Origin of the sequence: Brevibacillus sp. NSP2.1 (genome assembly GCF_000470975.2) — a bacterium.
Classification (GTDB): domain Bacteria; phylum Bacillota; class Bacilli; order Brevibacillales; family Brevibacillaceae; genus Brevibacillus; species Brevibacillus agri.
In genome coordinates this window covers 2,941,399-2,956,118 of the sequence record NZ_CP048274.1, presented here as the reverse complement: position 1 = coordinate 2,956,118, position 14,720 = coordinate 2,941,399, and the positions used below count along the sequence as shown (strand labels likewise).

Here is a 14,720-nt window from a genome sequence, read left to right as displayed (position 1 = left end):
AAGACCCTCCTTATGGTGTCTCTAGTTGGTCAACTGCTTTTGGAACTTGGCGATCAGCTTGTATTCCTCAAGCAAGTTGTAGTAGACGCGTTCGTAAATGTAAAACAGTTCCAGATACATGCTGGATCGCTCCAAATCCGGCTCGTGCCGGTGGGAGATGTGAATCATCTTTTTCACATCGCGCAAGTCGTCGAGGGCGCCGAGCGCGTGCATCGCCAGCAGGGCAGCGCCGAAGCTGGAGCTTTCATGGCTCTCGGGAATGAGCACCTCGTAGCCGAACATGTCAGACATGATCTGCCGCCATTCTTTGGAGCGGGCAAAGCCGCCCGATGCGCGAATTTCCTTGGCTCCGCCTGCCAGGTCGCGAAGCGCGATGCCAATGCTGTAGACGCTGAACAAAATGCCTTCGAGCACGGCGCGGATGAAATGCTCGCGCTTGTGATGCAGCCCGATGCCGAAAAAAGAGCCGCGCGCCTGCGAATTCCAGTACGGAGCGCGTTCCCCGGACAGGAAGGGGAGGAAGAGCAGCCCGTCTGCGCCAGCGCGTACGTTCTCTGCTGCCTGGATCATGACGTCGTACGGGTCGACGCCAAGCTGCTTTGCTTTTTCCACTTCCGGCCAACTGAACTCGTCGCGGAACCAGCGCAGCATGATGCCGCCGTTGTTGGATGGCCCGCCGATGACCCAATGCTTTTCCGTCAGCACGTAGCAGAAGGTGCGGCCTTTCGGATCGGTGATCGGCTCGGGAACGACGGTTCTGACGGCACCGCTTGTCCCGATCGTGATCGCGACCTGGCCGTTTTCAATCGCTCCGATGCCGAGATTGGCCAACACGCCGTCACTGGCCCCGACGACAAACGGCGTATCGGGGTCAAGCCCGATTTCTTCCGCATAACGCAGCTTCATTCCCCGCAGGATATGGGTAGTAGGCACAGGCTCGCTCAAGTGCTGCTTGGTGATGCCAGCGACGGTGAGCGCCTGCTCGTCCCAGTCCAGCTTGCGCAAGTTGAACAGCCCGGTGGCGGAAGCGATCGAGTAGTCCACGACGTACTGCCCGAACAGCCGATAAATCACGTATTCCTTGATGGAAATGTACTTGGCTGTCTTCGTAAACGTCTCCGGCATTTGCTCCTTGAGCCACATCATTTTCGGCAGGGGAGACATCGGATGGATTGGCGTGCCAGTGGCGAGGTAAATCTGGTGGCCGACGCCGTCTTCCTTGAGCCGCTCCGCCTGCGCCGCGCTTCGGTTATCCGCCCAGATGATGCTGTTCGTCAGCGGATTTCCGTGCGCATCGACGGCAATCAGGCTGTGCATCGCAGTAGAGAAGCCGATCCCGCCGATTTCATGCTTTTCGATGTCCGCCTGTTCAATCGCTTGCTTCAGCGCCTGAATGACAGCGGCGAAAATCGTTTCCGGGTCCTGCTCCGCCCAGGAGGCTTTCGGAACGAGCAGAGGGTAGTCGATGTTGCCCGTCCCTCTGACGGCACCGGAAGGCGTGAAGACGATCGCCTTCGTGCTGGTTGTCCCGATATCAAGACCGATAAAGTAGGTTTGCTTCATGTCTGTTCACCCTTTTTGGATACGCTTTCAACCGAGTGGCTTGGTGATAACGCGATTATAGCGAAATTTTTTTCATTTGTTAATATAAAAGAAAAAAATTATTTCAAATTTATCTGCACACCTGTAGTATTGCCAAAAAAAGCCGGAGGGTGGACAGAAAATCCGGCTCAGCACCATGGTGGCCTTTTTCCCGCTTTTTTAGCAGAGGGGCAAAAGAAAAACGCCTGATTTACAGGCGTTTGAGCGAGATCGCTTCGCGGATATGCTGAATGTTGGCAATGGTGTCGTCCTGCCGGCGCAGCGATACCGCCACGTACAGCAAATCGATCAGGCAGAGCTGGGCGAGCCGGGAAGACAAGGCTTCTGTGCGAAAAACGGTTTCTCTGGAAGTGGTGTACAGGCACATGTCGGCCTGCCTGACGAGCGGGGATTTGCCGTAGCTCGTGATCCCGATCGTTTTCGCCCCGCGCTGTTTTGCCACTTGCAGGGCGGCCAAAATATCTTTGTTGGAGCCGGAGTGGGAAAAGCCGACCGCGACGGCGCCCTCAGACAAGAGCGAGGCCGACATCACCTGGTAGTGGGCGTCGGAATGGTGAATACAGGGGATGCCTGTCCGCATGAACTTGTGGTAGGCGTCTTGGGCGATCGCCGCCGAGCCGCCAGTGCCGTAAAATTCGATCCGGGTAGCATGCTCCAGACAGTCGACAATTTTTAAAAGCTCTTCTTTGTTCATAATTTGCAAGGTATCGCGCAACGTTTCCAGGTTGGCGGTGAAAATTTTTTCCGCGATCGAGCCGATGTCGTCGTCATCGAGGTTGATCTCCTGGTAGATCGATTGTTTCGGGTTCGTCACTTCGCTGGCAAGCGCGATTTTGAACGCCTGGTAGCCGCGAAAGCCGAGCCTGCGGCACAGGCGGAACACGGTCGCGTCCGCACATTGGCACTGGTCAGCCAGCTCGGTAATGGACAGATGAACAATTTTGCTGGCGTGTTGCAAAATGTAGTCGGCGATTTGCTGCTCCTTGCCGCTCAGTTGCGTGTAGATGGCGCGCAACTGCGCAAGCACGCTCGCCGGAACGTGTGGTGTCGTTTCAGCCATGAATCGGTACCTCCCAAAAAGTGGCGCTGTGCCGTCTATGTAGCGAAAGCTTGTCTGTGTCCAAGCGCAATCGGGCAAGCGAAAACGTTTGCTTTCTGTTAGTATAAGGAAAATGGCTGTCCAATTCCTAGTTTCGAAAAAATTTTCTTCTTTTATGATGAAAGATGAAAATTTTTATCATATAATACGAGATAACGGAGATTACCCCAAAGGAGTGACGTACGCGAATGAAACTTGCGATACTCGGTTTAGGCAAAATGGGTTACAACCTGACGCTCAACCTGCTGTCCCACCAGCATGAGGTAGTGGCTTACGATGTAGACAACAGCCGCGCAGAGGAGCTCGGCCGCGAAGGAGCGATTCCGGCTGCTTCCGTGGAGGATGCGGTGGCGAAGCTGGAAGCGCCGCGCGTCATCTGGCTGATGGTTCCGGCGGGCGAGATCGTGGATCAACTGGTCGACCAGCTTTCCACCATGCTCGCGGCAGGGGACATCGTGATCGACGGCGGCAACTCGCACTACAAGCAGTCGGTTGAGCGCTACGAGCGGTTGAAAGCAAAAGGCATTCACTTCCTCGACGCGGGGACGAGCGGCGGCATGGAAGGCGCTCGCCACGGGGCATGTATGATGATCGGCGGGGATCGCGAGGCATTCGCTCATATCGAACCGATGATTCGCGACATCAATGTGGACAAGGGCTACCTGTACACAGGCGAAGCGGGCAGCGGTCACTTTTTGAAAATGATTCACAACGGCATCGAGTACGGCATGATGCAGGCAATCGGCGAAGGCTTCGAGGTGCTGGCGAAAAGCCAGTACGATTACGACTTCGCGGAAGTGGCGCGCGTGTGGGCGAACGGCTCTGTCATCCGCGGCTGGCTGATGGATTTGACCGAGCGCGCTTTCCGCAAAGACGCGAAGCTGGACGATATTCGCGGCGTCATGCACTCGTCCGGGGAAGGCAAATGGACGCTGGAAACCGCCCTGGATTTGCAGGCGGCCACTCCGGTTATCGCGATGTCGCTGCTCATGCGCTACCGCTCGCTTGACGAAGACACGTTCCATGGCAAAGTCGTAGCCGCGCTGCGCAACGAGTTTGGCGGCCACGCGGTGGAAAAAAAATAACCCGATGCTCGACAAAAAGGATGGCGGCAAAGCAGCTCTCTACAAAGGAGAGGTCTTTGCCGCTCATCCTTTTTTTGCGCGGCTTTCTTGTCGCTTCCGTGGAGCTCTGATACAATGCCGTCATATTGATTGAAAATGATTATCATGCGCAACATTCGGGAGTGAACGCGATTGTTTCATACACAAGTTTTGCAGCAGGTCATGGCGTACATGGTAGCGCACTACCGCGAGGAGATTAACCGCGAGATGCTGGCGCGAATGGCAGGGATGAGCGTCTGGCACTTTTCCCGGGTTTTAAGCAGCAGTTCGGGATGAGTCCCTCCGATTATTTGAGCCAGATTCGCATCAACCGGGCCAAGGAGCAGCTTTTGACGTCGCGCGCTCCCGTCAAGGAAATCGCCGCGCAGGTCGGGTTTGCCGATGAATTTTACTTCAGCCGCAAGTTCAAGAAAACGGTCGGCACGGCGCCGTCCGCGTTTTTGGGCAGCAAAAAGTCGCACATGGCGATCATGAACTTTCCGTATGTGGGGCATTTATTGGCATTGGGCGTTGTGCCGAGTATCGGGGTGTACGACCAAAACCGGGACCGGCATCGCCGCGAGCTGCTAGGGGCCAGGTTGCACTACCCGCTCAAGCGGACGAAGCGCTTTGAAGCGCAACTCGCCGACTACAATTTGCAGGCGCTGCGCGAGTCGCGGCCGGAGCTGATCGTCTGCAGCGATTACGACAGCGAGGCGTACGGGCTTTCCACCATGCAAAAAATGGGGCCGACCGTGGTCATTCCGTGGATCTACGTAATGGCCGAGGTCGGCCTGGCTGCCGACGTACTTGGTGCAGGTGAGAGGTCTTGCCTTGACGGAAGGAGCCTTTTACTTGTCCGGGTTTTATCTCGTCTTCACGATAGGGCGGTTGACGGCGCACAGGTGGATCGGGCGGATCGGCCAGGAGAAGGCGGTGCTGCTGTGCTCGCTTTCCGCCATTGTGGCGCTTGCGCTCGCCATCGCGGGGAGCAGCGGCACGCTCGGCTTTTTCATCGCCTCTGGCATCAGCTTCGCGGCGATTTTTCCGACGATTGCCGCCATCGCCTGCCAGCTCTATCCCGCGCACAGGGGCAAAGTTCTCGGATTTTTGTTCACGCCCTCCGGCATCGGCTCCCTGCTCGCGAACGCAGCGATCGGGGCGGCCGCCAGCCAGTACGGCATGGGCTTCGGCTTTTCCCTGATCCTGATTTTTCTCGCCCTCGTCGTGTGCATGGGCAGCGTGATGAATGGGAATAAAAAGAAGCACCAGCCATTGCCAGTCGAGCCGTCTCTGGAAAACGAGTGAGCTGCGCCGGGCAACTGCACAACCGCGCAACTACGTCAGGCAATCGAACCTTTTCTACCGAGAAGGTTCTTTTTTTGCCCGAAAAATCCGGTTCGTAATACTTCTGCCCTGTTCATTCCAGGTGAAATGGCAGAAGATGATCCTACAGCAGCTTGGGAGGAAGGAGAGAAACGAAAATGGCCATCGTCCAATTGCGCTCGGAGAACCCGGCCTTCTCGTACCTTATCAGGAAAAATCCGGCGTCCGGACTGACGCTCCGGTCGGTTCGCAAAGGCATCGCCTACGGCTGGTATTCGGAAGCCTCCGTCTACCACGTTTATTTTAAAGACGCCGACAACGAAGTATCGTACAAACAGTTTGCAGAGGAGCGGTTTGAATACCTCAACGTGTCCCGTTACAACACGCCTTTGTTTCCGCTCAACGCGATCAATGAATTTTTTTCAACGCCGATGAAAACGCGTGACGAGCGCGACGTCGAAGGGTACACGCACACGTTTTTCATCAACATGATCCACATCGAGCTGGTGCGCTACATCGAGTTTTTCCAGAAGCACGTCCCAGACTTTTCGTTCGACATCCGGCATCACGCCCATAAAAGCTACGCCTTGACCATCCGCACGCAAAAAAGCTTGTACGACCTGCTGCATGTGGCGAGCGTGCTCTGTTTGTTTCTCGCTACGTTTGGCAAGGAGCATCTCGACATTTCCGAGAGCATTCTCGACAAATACATCAAGAGCATCAACGCGATGGATGCCCCGTTTTACATTCGCAGCCTGTTCGCGCGCCAGTTTCTGAATCGGCGGGAGCATTTTCGCAAGTACAAGTCGCAGCTTGAACAGACAGAGCGGTACGCGATTCAGCTCGAATATGGCAGCACCGGATTGCAGCGGAGAAACTTCATCGCATCAAAGCTTTCTTTTGCCCGGCCGATTCTCGACGTCGGCTGCGGCGAAGGGTTTTACGCCTTGCCGTTTGCCGCGAAGCTGGCGCATTGCTACTACGCCGTCGACATCGACGAAGAGCGGCTGGCGCTGGTCAACCGCAAAGCGGCGGCGAAAGAGGTCGACAATATCGTCCTGTTTCCGTCTGTCGATGCCTTTTTGCACGACTACAACGGCGAGCAGGTCGAGATCGTTTTGACCGAAGTGATCGAGCATATGAGCCAGGACGAGGCGCGGGCGCTCATTTTGCAGTTGTGCCGACAAGTCGATTTCGAGCGCTTCATCATCACGACACCGAATGCAGACTTTAACCCGTACTACGAGCTGGCCGGGTTTCGCCACGACGATCATCAATGGGAAATGGGCCAGGCCGTTTTTCAGTCGTGGATGCACGAACTTGTGCAGGAAGCCGCCGTCCAGGCGGAGTTCGTCGCAATTGGCGATCGGGTGAACGGCCTGCCGACTACCCAAGGGGTCATTCTCAGGAAAAGGGGGACGTAACTGATGCGCATTTCCACACAACTGCACACGATCTTCATGCTCGTCGGCCCGACCGAATGCGGAAAAACGACCTTTGCCACAGAAGTGCTGATTCCGCAGCTTCGCATCGAGGACGCGGCCAGACAGCTCAAGGCGAATGTGGCGTACATTTCCTCGGACGACTTGCGGCAGGAGCTGCTCGGGCATGCGTACGACAAATACGATCAGGTCATGCTGGAGGCGAGCGAGCAGGCTTTTTCGCTCCTGTTTGAAAAGCTGCGCCTCGTCACATCGTTTCCGATCAACGCGCCGTTTGTCGTGGTCGACACGACGGGCCTCGCCGAAGACTTCCGGGCCCGTGTCTGCGAAATCGCCCGCGAAAACCATTACAACCTGGAGGTCATCGTATTCGACTACCGCAAGCGCGAGGACTACTACGCCTCCGAACGGTCGAAAAAGCTGATTACGAGCCACATTCTCCGGCTGAAAAAGGAAGTGTTGCGCGCCTTGTCCAAAGAAGGGTACGCGAACATTCACCGCATCCGCGCCAAAGATTTTTACGAGCCGGCGGAGGCAAAAGCCAACGAAGCGTACCAGGTCGTGATCGAAAACAAAGCCGATTATTTGGCGACGATTCTTATCCCCGACACTCGCTACATCATCATCGGCGACGTGCATGAATGTGTGCACGAACTAAAACGGTTGCTGGCCGCCCACGGGTACCAGCTCGACAACAACCGGCTTGTGGTCACAGACAAGGTGCGCAACACCAAAGTCATTCTCGCGGGCGACTGGATCGACAAAGGCAAGCAGACCCGCGAGATCATCGAGTTTCTGTACGACAACCAGGAGCATTTTTTGCTGGTGCGGGGCAATCACGAACATTTTGTCTACCACTTTTTGCAAGGAAAAATCAAAGGAGTCGAGCCAGAGCTGCTCGCTACGTATTTCGATTCGATCGCTGTCTTGCGCGACGATTTGCTGCTGCAACAAAAGTTCAACCATTTGTGCGCGGTTTCCCGGCCTTTTTACCGTTGCATCGCGCTTGCGAATCCGTCCTACTACGTCACCCATGCCCCGTGCCAAAACAAATACATCGGAAAGCTCGATGCCGTTTCCGTGCGCCAGCAGCGAAACTTCCGGCTCGATCGATCCACTTCTGTCGAAGAGCAGCTCGGCTTTTTGCGCGAGGAAGCGGTCGGCAACCATCCGTATCACTTGTTCGGCCACATCGCGGCCAAACAGGCTTTTCGCCTGAAAAACAAGCTGCACCTCGACACCGGATGCGTACAGGGCAACGCGCTGACCTCTGTTGTGATGGGGCACAAGCCTTTGTACAAGACAGAGCGCTCTGTCCATGCGGCGCTTGTGGAGGAGTTGCCGAGCTTGTTCCAGGAACAACGGCACGTCTCGCTGCAAGACCTGGCAGAAGAAGAGCTGCGCCGCTTGCACTACTGCCTGCACAACAAGATCAACTTTATTTCCGGGACGATGCCGCCAGCGGACAAAGACGAAGCGGCAGGCGAGCTGGAGTCGCTTTGGGCGGGCTTGCGCTATTTTGCGGAGCGCGGAGCCAGGCAGGTCGTGCTGCAACCGAAATACATGGGCTCCCGCTGCAATCTGTACCTCCATCGCGAACTGGCACATTGCTTCGCCGTCAGCCGCAACGGCTACAAGATCACGCAGGTTGACTTGACGCCGATTTACGCAAAGCTTTTGGACAAATTCGGTCCGTACATGGAAGAGCAGCAGGTAAAAATGCTGCTGCTGGACGGAGAGCTGCTCCCGTGGCGGGCGATTGGCGAGGGATTGATTGAAAAGCAGTTCAAACCGATTGAAAAAGCGCTGCACAGCGAGCTGTCCTACTTGCAGGAACACGGATTTGAGCAGGCGCTCCGCAAGCTCGTGGACGAATACGAGGCCAGCGGCTTTGAGCAGGACCAGTTCCATCTTGCCAAAAGCGCTTTGACCGAGAAGTACGGCTCCACCCTCTACCAAAACTACAAGCACGTTCGCGAAATCAAAGAAACGCTCGTTCCCATCGAGCAGCAGATGGCTGCGTATGCTACGTATGAACAGCAGCTCGCACTGTACGGCGAGCCAGGCGAGCTGGAATACAAGCCGTTTGCCGTGCTGAAGCTCGTCTACGAAACGGGGGAGGAACAGTTGCCGGAGTGGCGAACGTCGGAGATGTATCGGTTTGTCAGCGAGGATGACTGCCTCGTAGTCGATCTGGACGAGGCGGATGCGTATGAACAAGCCGCGCGCTTTTTCGCGAAAACGACGCTGGAGCAACAGATGGAAGGAATCGTCATCAAGCCGGAAGTGCCAAACGAAAAGACGGTTCCGGCGATGAAGGTGCGCAACTCCGACTACTTGTCGATCATTTACGGCTACGATTACCGTTTTCCGCACAAGTACCGCAAGCTGATGAAGCAAAAAAACATCGGCCAAAAGCTGCGGACGGCGATGAAGGAGCACGAATTGGGCAAAAGCATGCTGCTCGTCAAGTTCGCGGACATTTCGCCCGCGCACGAGGCGTATCAGCAAACGGTCGCGACGATGCTGTTCGAGGTCGCACAGGAAAAAGAGATCGACCCTCGGTTGTAGGGATTTTTTCATACGGGGGGATCGAGCTTCCAGAGGGGGAAGCCCTCGTAAAAGAGGCCAAAGGCGAGCAGCAGGAACAAAAACCAGATCACCAGCCGGAACTTTTGATAAAAACGCTTCATGCTTTCCTCCAGAGCCCTTTTTCCTCTGATTATAAACCGGGGCAAGCAGGACAGGAAATTTTATCCAGACAACAACCCGGATGTGGCTTTCAACCGCCGTCCCAAAAAGAAAGCCTGGGTCCTCTTGGAAAAGTGGTATTATCCCCTCATGGTAGACAGTAAAAAAAGACCTCATGGTATGATGAGATCAACACTGTTGACCGGAGGGGATTTTCTTATGCCGCCACGTAAAGGGCAAAAACAGCAGCAATATGACGAAGCAACGAAGAGCGAAGCAGTACGTTTGCGGGTTGAGGAGCATTGGAGCTACCCAATGATAATGGAGAAATTAGGCATTAAAAGTAAGACACAGATTCGGGAGTGGGTACAGAAACGGCAAAACGGTGAAACGTTTGAAGACTATAGAGGGCGATGGATCAAGAAGTATTTCAGCAGTCTAGAGGAAGAGAACAACTACTTGAAAGCGCAGGTCGAATACCTAAAAAAGCTCAATCCAAATCTACACGGGGAGGGAAGTTGGATAAGCAAACCCGGTTTAGGACCATCGAAGAAATGAGTCGCAAGTACGCTGTGGTCATGCTATGCGAAATAGCGGAAGTCTCCCGGGCGGGTTACTACAAGTGGAAGGCGACGGAGAAGGATCGTAAGGTACGTGTGGAGCAGGATGCCGACCTAAAGGAACATATACTGGCAATTCACCGCATTCGCCCATACTTTGGGTATAAACGAATGCGCACGGCTCTACGCAAAGAGGGACTACAAGTAAATACTAAGAAAGTTCGCCGACTGATGCGAGAATTGGGCATCCGCTCAGTGATCCGCAAAAAGCGTCCATTTGTCGGCCGCAAGCCCTCCATCGTGTTCAATAATGTCCTCAATCGCCAGTTCGCTGCGGACGAGGCTAGAAAGAAATATGTAACCGATATTACCTATATTCGAGTCGTCGATGACTTCATTTATCTGTCCGTGGTCCTGGATCTGTATAATAACGAAACGGTTGCTTGGGAAGTGTCGGAGAGGAACGATCTTGATCTTGTGCTGTCTACGGTGAAGCAACTGGGTATTGGAGATGCGATCCTGCACTCCGACCAAGGATTCCAGTACACTACCAAGACATACGCAAATCTGTTGCAAGAACAAGGGCTAACCGGAAGCCATTCCAGACGGGGGAACTGCTTCGACAACGCTTGTGTTGAATCGTTTTTTTCACACCTGAAGACGGAAAAGTTGTATCTGGAGAAACCAAGAGATATAGCTCACGCTCGCAAGCTGATCGCTGAATACATCGAATTCTACAATACAGAGCGGTTCCAGAAAAAACTCGGCGACCTCTCCCCAGTCCAATACCGGGAATCGATCGCCGCTTAAGATAGCGTCTTTTTTTAGTGTCTACTTGACGGGGCTATGACCAAAGGACTCAGGCTTCTTTTGTTGACGCTATCGTGAAAACTTAGCTGACGTGCTCTTTTTTCGCAGCGACCGGAGCTGCCTCCCACGCTTCCAGGTTTGTCACGCCCGGAATGCTGTCGGCGTAGAACACAGGGTCTTTGCCTGCTTTTTTCTGCACCTGATAATCACGCAGGGCGGCAAAGGCGACCTTCGACAGCATGAAAATGGCAATCAGGTTGACCACGACCATCAAGCCCATGAACAAGTCGGCCAAGTCCCAGACGAGCTGGACTTTTGCCACCGCCCCGAACATAACCATGCCGAGTACGCTCACACGATAGAGCATCAGCCATGTTTTGCTCGTTTTCAAAAACTCGATGTTCGTCTCCCCGTAGTAGTAGTTGCCGATCAATGTGCTGAAGGCGAACAGGAAGATCATGACGGCGAGCGTAGCAGAAGCCCAGTCTCCCAGGTGAATGCTGAGCGCTGCCTGGGACAGCTCGATACCGCTCAACTCGGACTGCTTGTACGCGCCGGACAGCAGGATGATGAAAGCCGTGCTTGTACAAATGATGAGCGTATCGGTCAAGACGCCAAACGCCTGAATCAGACCTTGCTTGACCGGGTGGCTTGTCGTAGCGGTCGCAGCGGCGTTCGGAGCGCTACCCATACCGGCTTCATTGGAGAACAAGCCGCGTTTTACACCGTGCATGAGCGCCGCGCCGAGCGTACCGCCTGCGACCTGGTCGAAGCCAAACGCGTTTTTGACGATCAGGGCGAGAATTTCCGGCATTTGCGTAATGTTCATGCAGACGATCAGCAGGGCGACGCCGATGTACAAAATCGCGAGCACGATGACGATGTACTCGGACATTTTGGCAATGCGCTTGACTCCGCCAAAAATAATCGCAGCAAAGGCGATCGTCATAATCAGGCCGACTGTCAGGCGATCGGTGCCGAAGGAGTTTGCAAACGCAAGCGTAATCGTGTTGGATTGCACCGCATTGAAGACCAAACCGAAAGACAGGGTAATCAGCACCGCGAACAGGGCGCCCATCCAGCGTTTGTTCAGCCCTTTTTCCATGTAGTAGGCCGGGCCGCCGCGGAAGCCGTCTTTGTCCTTGATTTTGTAGATTTGCGCTAGTGTGCTTTCCACAAAGGCGGAGGCAGAACCGATAATGGCAATAACCCACATCCAGAAGACCGCGCCAGGACCGCCCAGCGCGACAGCAATTGCGATCCCGGTAATGTTTCCGGTACCGACACGCGCGGCCATGCTGATACAGAATGCCTGGAAAGGCGAGATGCTGTCAGCGGAGCCTTTCTTTCCTTCGCGAATCGCCTGGAGCATGTCTTTTATCATGCGGACTTGCAGGAAGCCGCCTTTGAACGTAAAGAACAGGCCGAGTACAACCAGCATGACGATCAGGACGTAGGACCAGAAAAAGTCGTTAATGGACGCTACTACATCTAATAGGAATTGTTGCATCTTGTCACCTCGAATGGATAGATTGGCTTAAAAAATACTGACATCCCACTCGTGCGCGAGCTGCTTCAGCAGCGACACGCCTGCCACGCTGTTGCCGCACGAGTCAATCGCAGGGCCAAAAATACCGATGCCGCAGCCGTCGGGAAAAGGGGACTCTCGTTTCAGGGTGGGAGGAACCAAGGTCATAATGCCGCCGGACACGCCGCTCTTGGCCGGAAGTCCGACGTAGGCAGCGAATTTTCCGGAAGCGTCGTACATGCCGCACGTCAGCATGAGCGCTTTTGCCAGCCGCACGACTTGCTTGGGCAAAATTTGCTCGCCGCGCAGCGGATGGTAGCCGTCGAGCGCGAGAATCAGCCCGATCAGCGCAATTTGCTCCGTGTTGACCTGGATGGAACACTGCTTCAAGTACACCTCCAGCGCTTCCTCGACCTCGCAATCGAGGTAACCCGTATCTTTCAAATAGTGGGACAGCGCACGGTTGCGATGCGACGTCATCCACTCGGAGACGAACACTTCTTCGTTTACGACAGGGGCTGTAGCTGTAATCTTTTGGAAAATTTTGTATAAATAGTCCAGTTTCTGTTCGGGTGTATCCCCTGGCAAAAGCGAAGATACCGTGATCGCGCCCGCGTTAATCATCGGGTTGAACGGCTTGCCCGGCTTGTGCATCTCCAGCCGGATGATCGAGTTGAACGCATCGCCAGTCGGCTCCACATCGACGCGATCCAGTACGTAGCTAATCCCGTGGTGGCAGCAGGCAGCGATGAAGCTGACGACTTTGGAAATGCTTTGCATCGTGAACGGCACTTCCCAGTCACCCGCCGTAATCTTGTGCCCGGAAGGCTCGATCATGCAGATGCCGAGCTGTGTCGGGTCTGCTCGCCGCAGGGCCGGAATATAGCTTGCGCACTTTCCTTCTGCCGCCTGCAGGCGATGGTAGGCGACCCATTGTTCCAGTTCGTCCATCCGCTTGCGGTCCCATTTGCTATTGGTCGTTGTTGCCGCTTGAACCAAACGTGTTTCCCCCCAAATCCTGTGCTTTCTAGCCTTTTTGCCTTCGGTCGAAAGCGCTTCCACGCCAGGCAAAAAACGTATATTGAACACTTTAAAACCAACCTACAAAATCAAACAAAAACCAACAAAAGCTTTCACGCATTTATATAAATATTTTTTCTATACTTGTCGTTCACGTATTTTATAGATAAGAATAGATAGGGGAAAATAGTGACATTCATCGCAGAAACCAGACAGGGAGGGGAAGCTTCGCGCATGCATTCCCCATTAAAAAAGGACGGGTACCTCCTGGCGCTCATGCTGATTACCGTGCCGCTCGCCGGTGAGTTGAAATTTTATCCGGTCAACGAGACGTTTCGGATCAGCTTTGGCGCGCCTACCTTTTTCTTCTTCTTGCTTTTGTTCCAGCGGCTTCCGGCGGTTTTGCCCGGATTTTTGACAGGGCTTTGCGTGGTCGGCTTTCGGCTGCTGCTCGATTTTTACACGCACAGCGCTTTTGATTGGACGGCTTCCATGCGGGAGCACTACTCCAGCTTTTTTTTCTACTTTTCCTACTCGCTGCTGTTTTACGTCATCCGCATGGAGCGGTTTCGCGAGCAGACGCTATTGATTGCCGGGATCGGGATGGTCATCGAGGTCGTGGCCGACTTGATCGAGCTGCTGTCGCAATACGTCCTGTTCCACATCGTCATCACGTGGGGAGCGCTGCAGGAGATGTTCGTCATCGCGCTGTCGCACAGCTTTGTCGTCCTGAGCTTTTTGAACATGATCCGGCTGTACGAGACGCAGGCGCGGGAAAAGCAGACACGCGCCCAGCACGAGCACATGCTGCTGCTCATTTCCAATTTGTACGAGGAGTCCATTCATCTGAAAAAGACGCTGCAAAACGCGGAGAACATCACCGTCAAGTCGTTTGAGCTGTACCAGGGCTTGCAGGCTTTGAAAAGCGAAGTCGGGCAAGCTGATGTCGAGTCGTTCGCGAAAAAGGCGCTGATTATCGCCGGGGAAGTCCATGAGATCAAAAAGGACAACCAGCGCATTTTTGCGGGTCTGCAAAAGCTGATTTCGCACGAAAACAAGACGGATTTTATGGACATTCACCAACTGGTGGACATCATCATGCGCTCCAATCAGAAATACGCGAGCCTGTTGGGAAAGCAGATTGCGTTTTCCAGCACGATTTCCGGCGAGCATCCGCACTACCACGCGTTTACGCTGCTGTCGCTCATCAACAACATCGTCGCCAATGCCGTCGAAGCGATCCAGCAGACGGGGCGTATCGTGATCCACGTGGACAGAAACGGCGACTTCGTCGAGCTGAAAATCGTGGACGACGGCCCGGGCGTTCCGCCCCGACGCAAAAAGCTGATGTTCAAGCCGGGCTTTACGACCAAGTACGACCAGCAGGGGACGCCCTCGACAGGCATTGGCCTTTCCTATGTAAAAGAGATGGTGGACGAGCTGGAAGGGGAGCTTGCCGCGCACGACGGAGCAACCGGGAGAGGGACAGAGTTTTTCATCCGGCTGCCGATCAATCATGTAAGGGAGAAAGAGTAGACG

Annotated in this window: 11 protein-coding genes and 1 pseudogene; 8 read left to right on the top strand and 4 right to left on the bottom strand. The window is 54.5% G+C overall.

What is annotated here, in order from left to right; genetic code table 11:
• Positions 1 to 21: 21 nt before the first annotated feature.
• Positions 22 to 1,563: a gluconokinase gene (gene gntK, locus M655_RS14260; RefSeq protein ID WP_007786511.1), complete on the bottom strand. Its 1,542-nt coding sequence runs from the start codon at positions 1,561 to 1,563 to the stop codon at positions 22 to 24.
• A 229-nt stretch (positions 1,564 to 1,792) separates the two neighbouring features.
• A complete protein-coding gene (locus tag M655_RS14255) occupies positions 1,793 to 2,662 on the bottom strand; it encodes a MurR/RpiR family transcriptional regulator (protein ID WP_005831176.1) in 870 nt (289 codons plus the stop codon).
• Between the two features lie 227 nt (positions 2,663 to 2,889).
• On the opposite strand from M655_RS14255, the gene gnd reads away from it, so the two are divergent.
• The 7 genes and pseudogenes from gnd to M655_RS14220 all read left to right on the top strand — a co-directional run bounded on the left by gnd (position 2,890) and on the right by M655_RS14220 (position 10,633).
• Positions 2,890 to 3,786, top strand: a complete 897-nt coding sequence (gnd, locus tag M655_RS14250; RefSeq protein ID WP_026557161.1) for a phosphogluconate dehydrogenase (NAD(+)-dependent, decarboxylating) — start codon at positions 2,890 to 2,892, stop codon at positions 3,784 to 3,786.
• Between the two features lie 171 nt (positions 3,787 to 3,957).
• Positions 3,958 to 4,101: an AraC family transcriptional regulator gene (locus M655_RS14245; protein ID WP_005831866.1), complete on the top strand. Its 144-nt coding sequence runs from the start codon at positions 3,958 to 3,960 to the stop codon at positions 4,099 to 4,101.
• Positions 4,098 to 4,217, top strand: a pseudogene (locus M655_RS14240) (helix-turn-helix domain-containing protein); the annotation flags it as partial. The gene M655_RS14245 and the pseudogene M655_RS14240, both read left to right, overlap by 4 nt.
• A gap of 421 nt (positions 4,218 to 4,638) precedes the next feature.
• Positions 4,639 to 5,112, top strand: a complete 474-nt coding sequence (locus M655_RS14235) for an MFS transporter (protein ID WP_286085833.1) — start codon at positions 4,639 to 4,641, stop codon at positions 5,110 to 5,112.
• A 176-nt stretch (positions 5,113 to 5,288) separates the two neighbouring features.
• Positions 5,289 to 6,554 (top strand): class I SAM-dependent methyltransferase, encoded by a 1,266-nt coding sequence (locus tag M655_RS14230; protein WP_026557162.1) that lies wholly within the window; start codon positions 5,289 to 5,291, stop codon positions 6,552 to 6,554.
• A 3-nt stretch (positions 6,555 to 6,557) separates the two neighbouring features.
• Entirely contained in the window at positions 6,558 to 9,143 is a 2,586-nt protein-coding gene (locus M655_RS14225; protein ID WP_026557163.1) for a metallophosphoesterase, read from the top strand.
• Positions 9,144 to 9,482: 339 nt separating this feature from the next.
• Positions 9,483 to 10,633 (top strand): IS3 family transposase gene (locus M655_RS14220; RefSeq protein ID WP_483072769.1). Its coding sequence is split into 2 segments (ribosomal slippage): positions 9,483 to 9,741 and positions 9,741 to 10,633, totalling 1,152 coding nucleotides; the frame shifts between segments, so codons are not numbered across the junction.
• Between the two features lie 82 nt (positions 10,634 to 10,715).
• Here M655_RS14220 and M655_RS14215 read toward each other — a convergent pair.
• On the bottom strand, positions 10,716 to 12,143 hold the full coding sequence (locus M655_RS14215; RefSeq protein ID WP_005831873.1) for an alanine/glycine:cation symporter family protein: 1,428 nt from the start codon (positions 12,141 to 12,143) through the stop codon (positions 10,716 to 10,718).
• A gap of 27 nt (positions 12,144 to 12,170) precedes the next feature.
• Positions 12,171 to 13,112: a glutaminase gene (locus tag M655_RS14210; protein ID WP_026557166.1), complete on the bottom strand. Its 942-nt coding sequence runs from the start codon at positions 13,110 to 13,112 to the stop codon at positions 12,171 to 12,173.
• 303 nt (positions 13,113 to 13,415) lie between these two features.
• On the opposite strand from M655_RS14210, the gene M655_RS14205 reads away from it, so the two are divergent.
• Positions 13,416 to 14,717, top strand: coding sequence for an ATP-binding protein (locus tag M655_RS14205; protein ID WP_025846674.1), 1,302 nt, complete (start codon positions 13,416 to 13,418; stop codon positions 14,715 to 14,717).
• Positions 14,718 to 14,720: the final 3 nt, after the last annotated feature.

Excerpts from the sequence above, each read along its gene's own strand:
- M655_RS14210 (WP_026557166.1), bottom strand. The coding sequence starts at position 13,112 with ATGGACGAACTGGAACAATGGGTCGCCTACCATCGCCTGCAGGCGGCA.
- M655_RS14215 (WP_005831873.1), bottom strand. The coding sequence starts at position 12,143 with ATGCAACAATTCCTATTAGATGTAGTAGCGTCCATTAACGACTTTTTC.
- gnd (WP_026557161.1), top strand. The coding sequence starts at position 2,890 with ATGAAACTTGCGATACTCGGTTTAGGCAAAATGGGTTACAACCTGACG.
- M655_RS14225 (WP_026557163.1), top strand. The coding sequence starts at position 6,558 with ATGCGCATTTCCACACAACTGCACACGATCTTCATGCTCGTCGGCCCG.
- gntK (WP_007786511.1), bottom strand. The coding sequence starts at position 1,563 with ATGAAGCAAACCTACTTTATCGGTCTTGATATCGGGACAACCAGCACG.
- M655_RS14230 (WP_026557162.1), top strand. The coding sequence starts at position 5,289 with ATGGCCATCGTCCAATTGCGCTCGGAGAACCCGGCCTTCTCGTACCTT.
- M655_RS14205 (WP_025846674.1), top strand. The coding sequence starts at position 13,416 with ATGCATTCCCCATTAAAAAAGGACGGGTACCTCCTGGCGCTCATGCTG.
- M655_RS14255 (WP_005831176.1), bottom strand. The coding sequence starts at position 2,662 with ATGGCTGAAACGACACCACACGTTCCGGCGAGCGTGCTTGCGCAGTTG.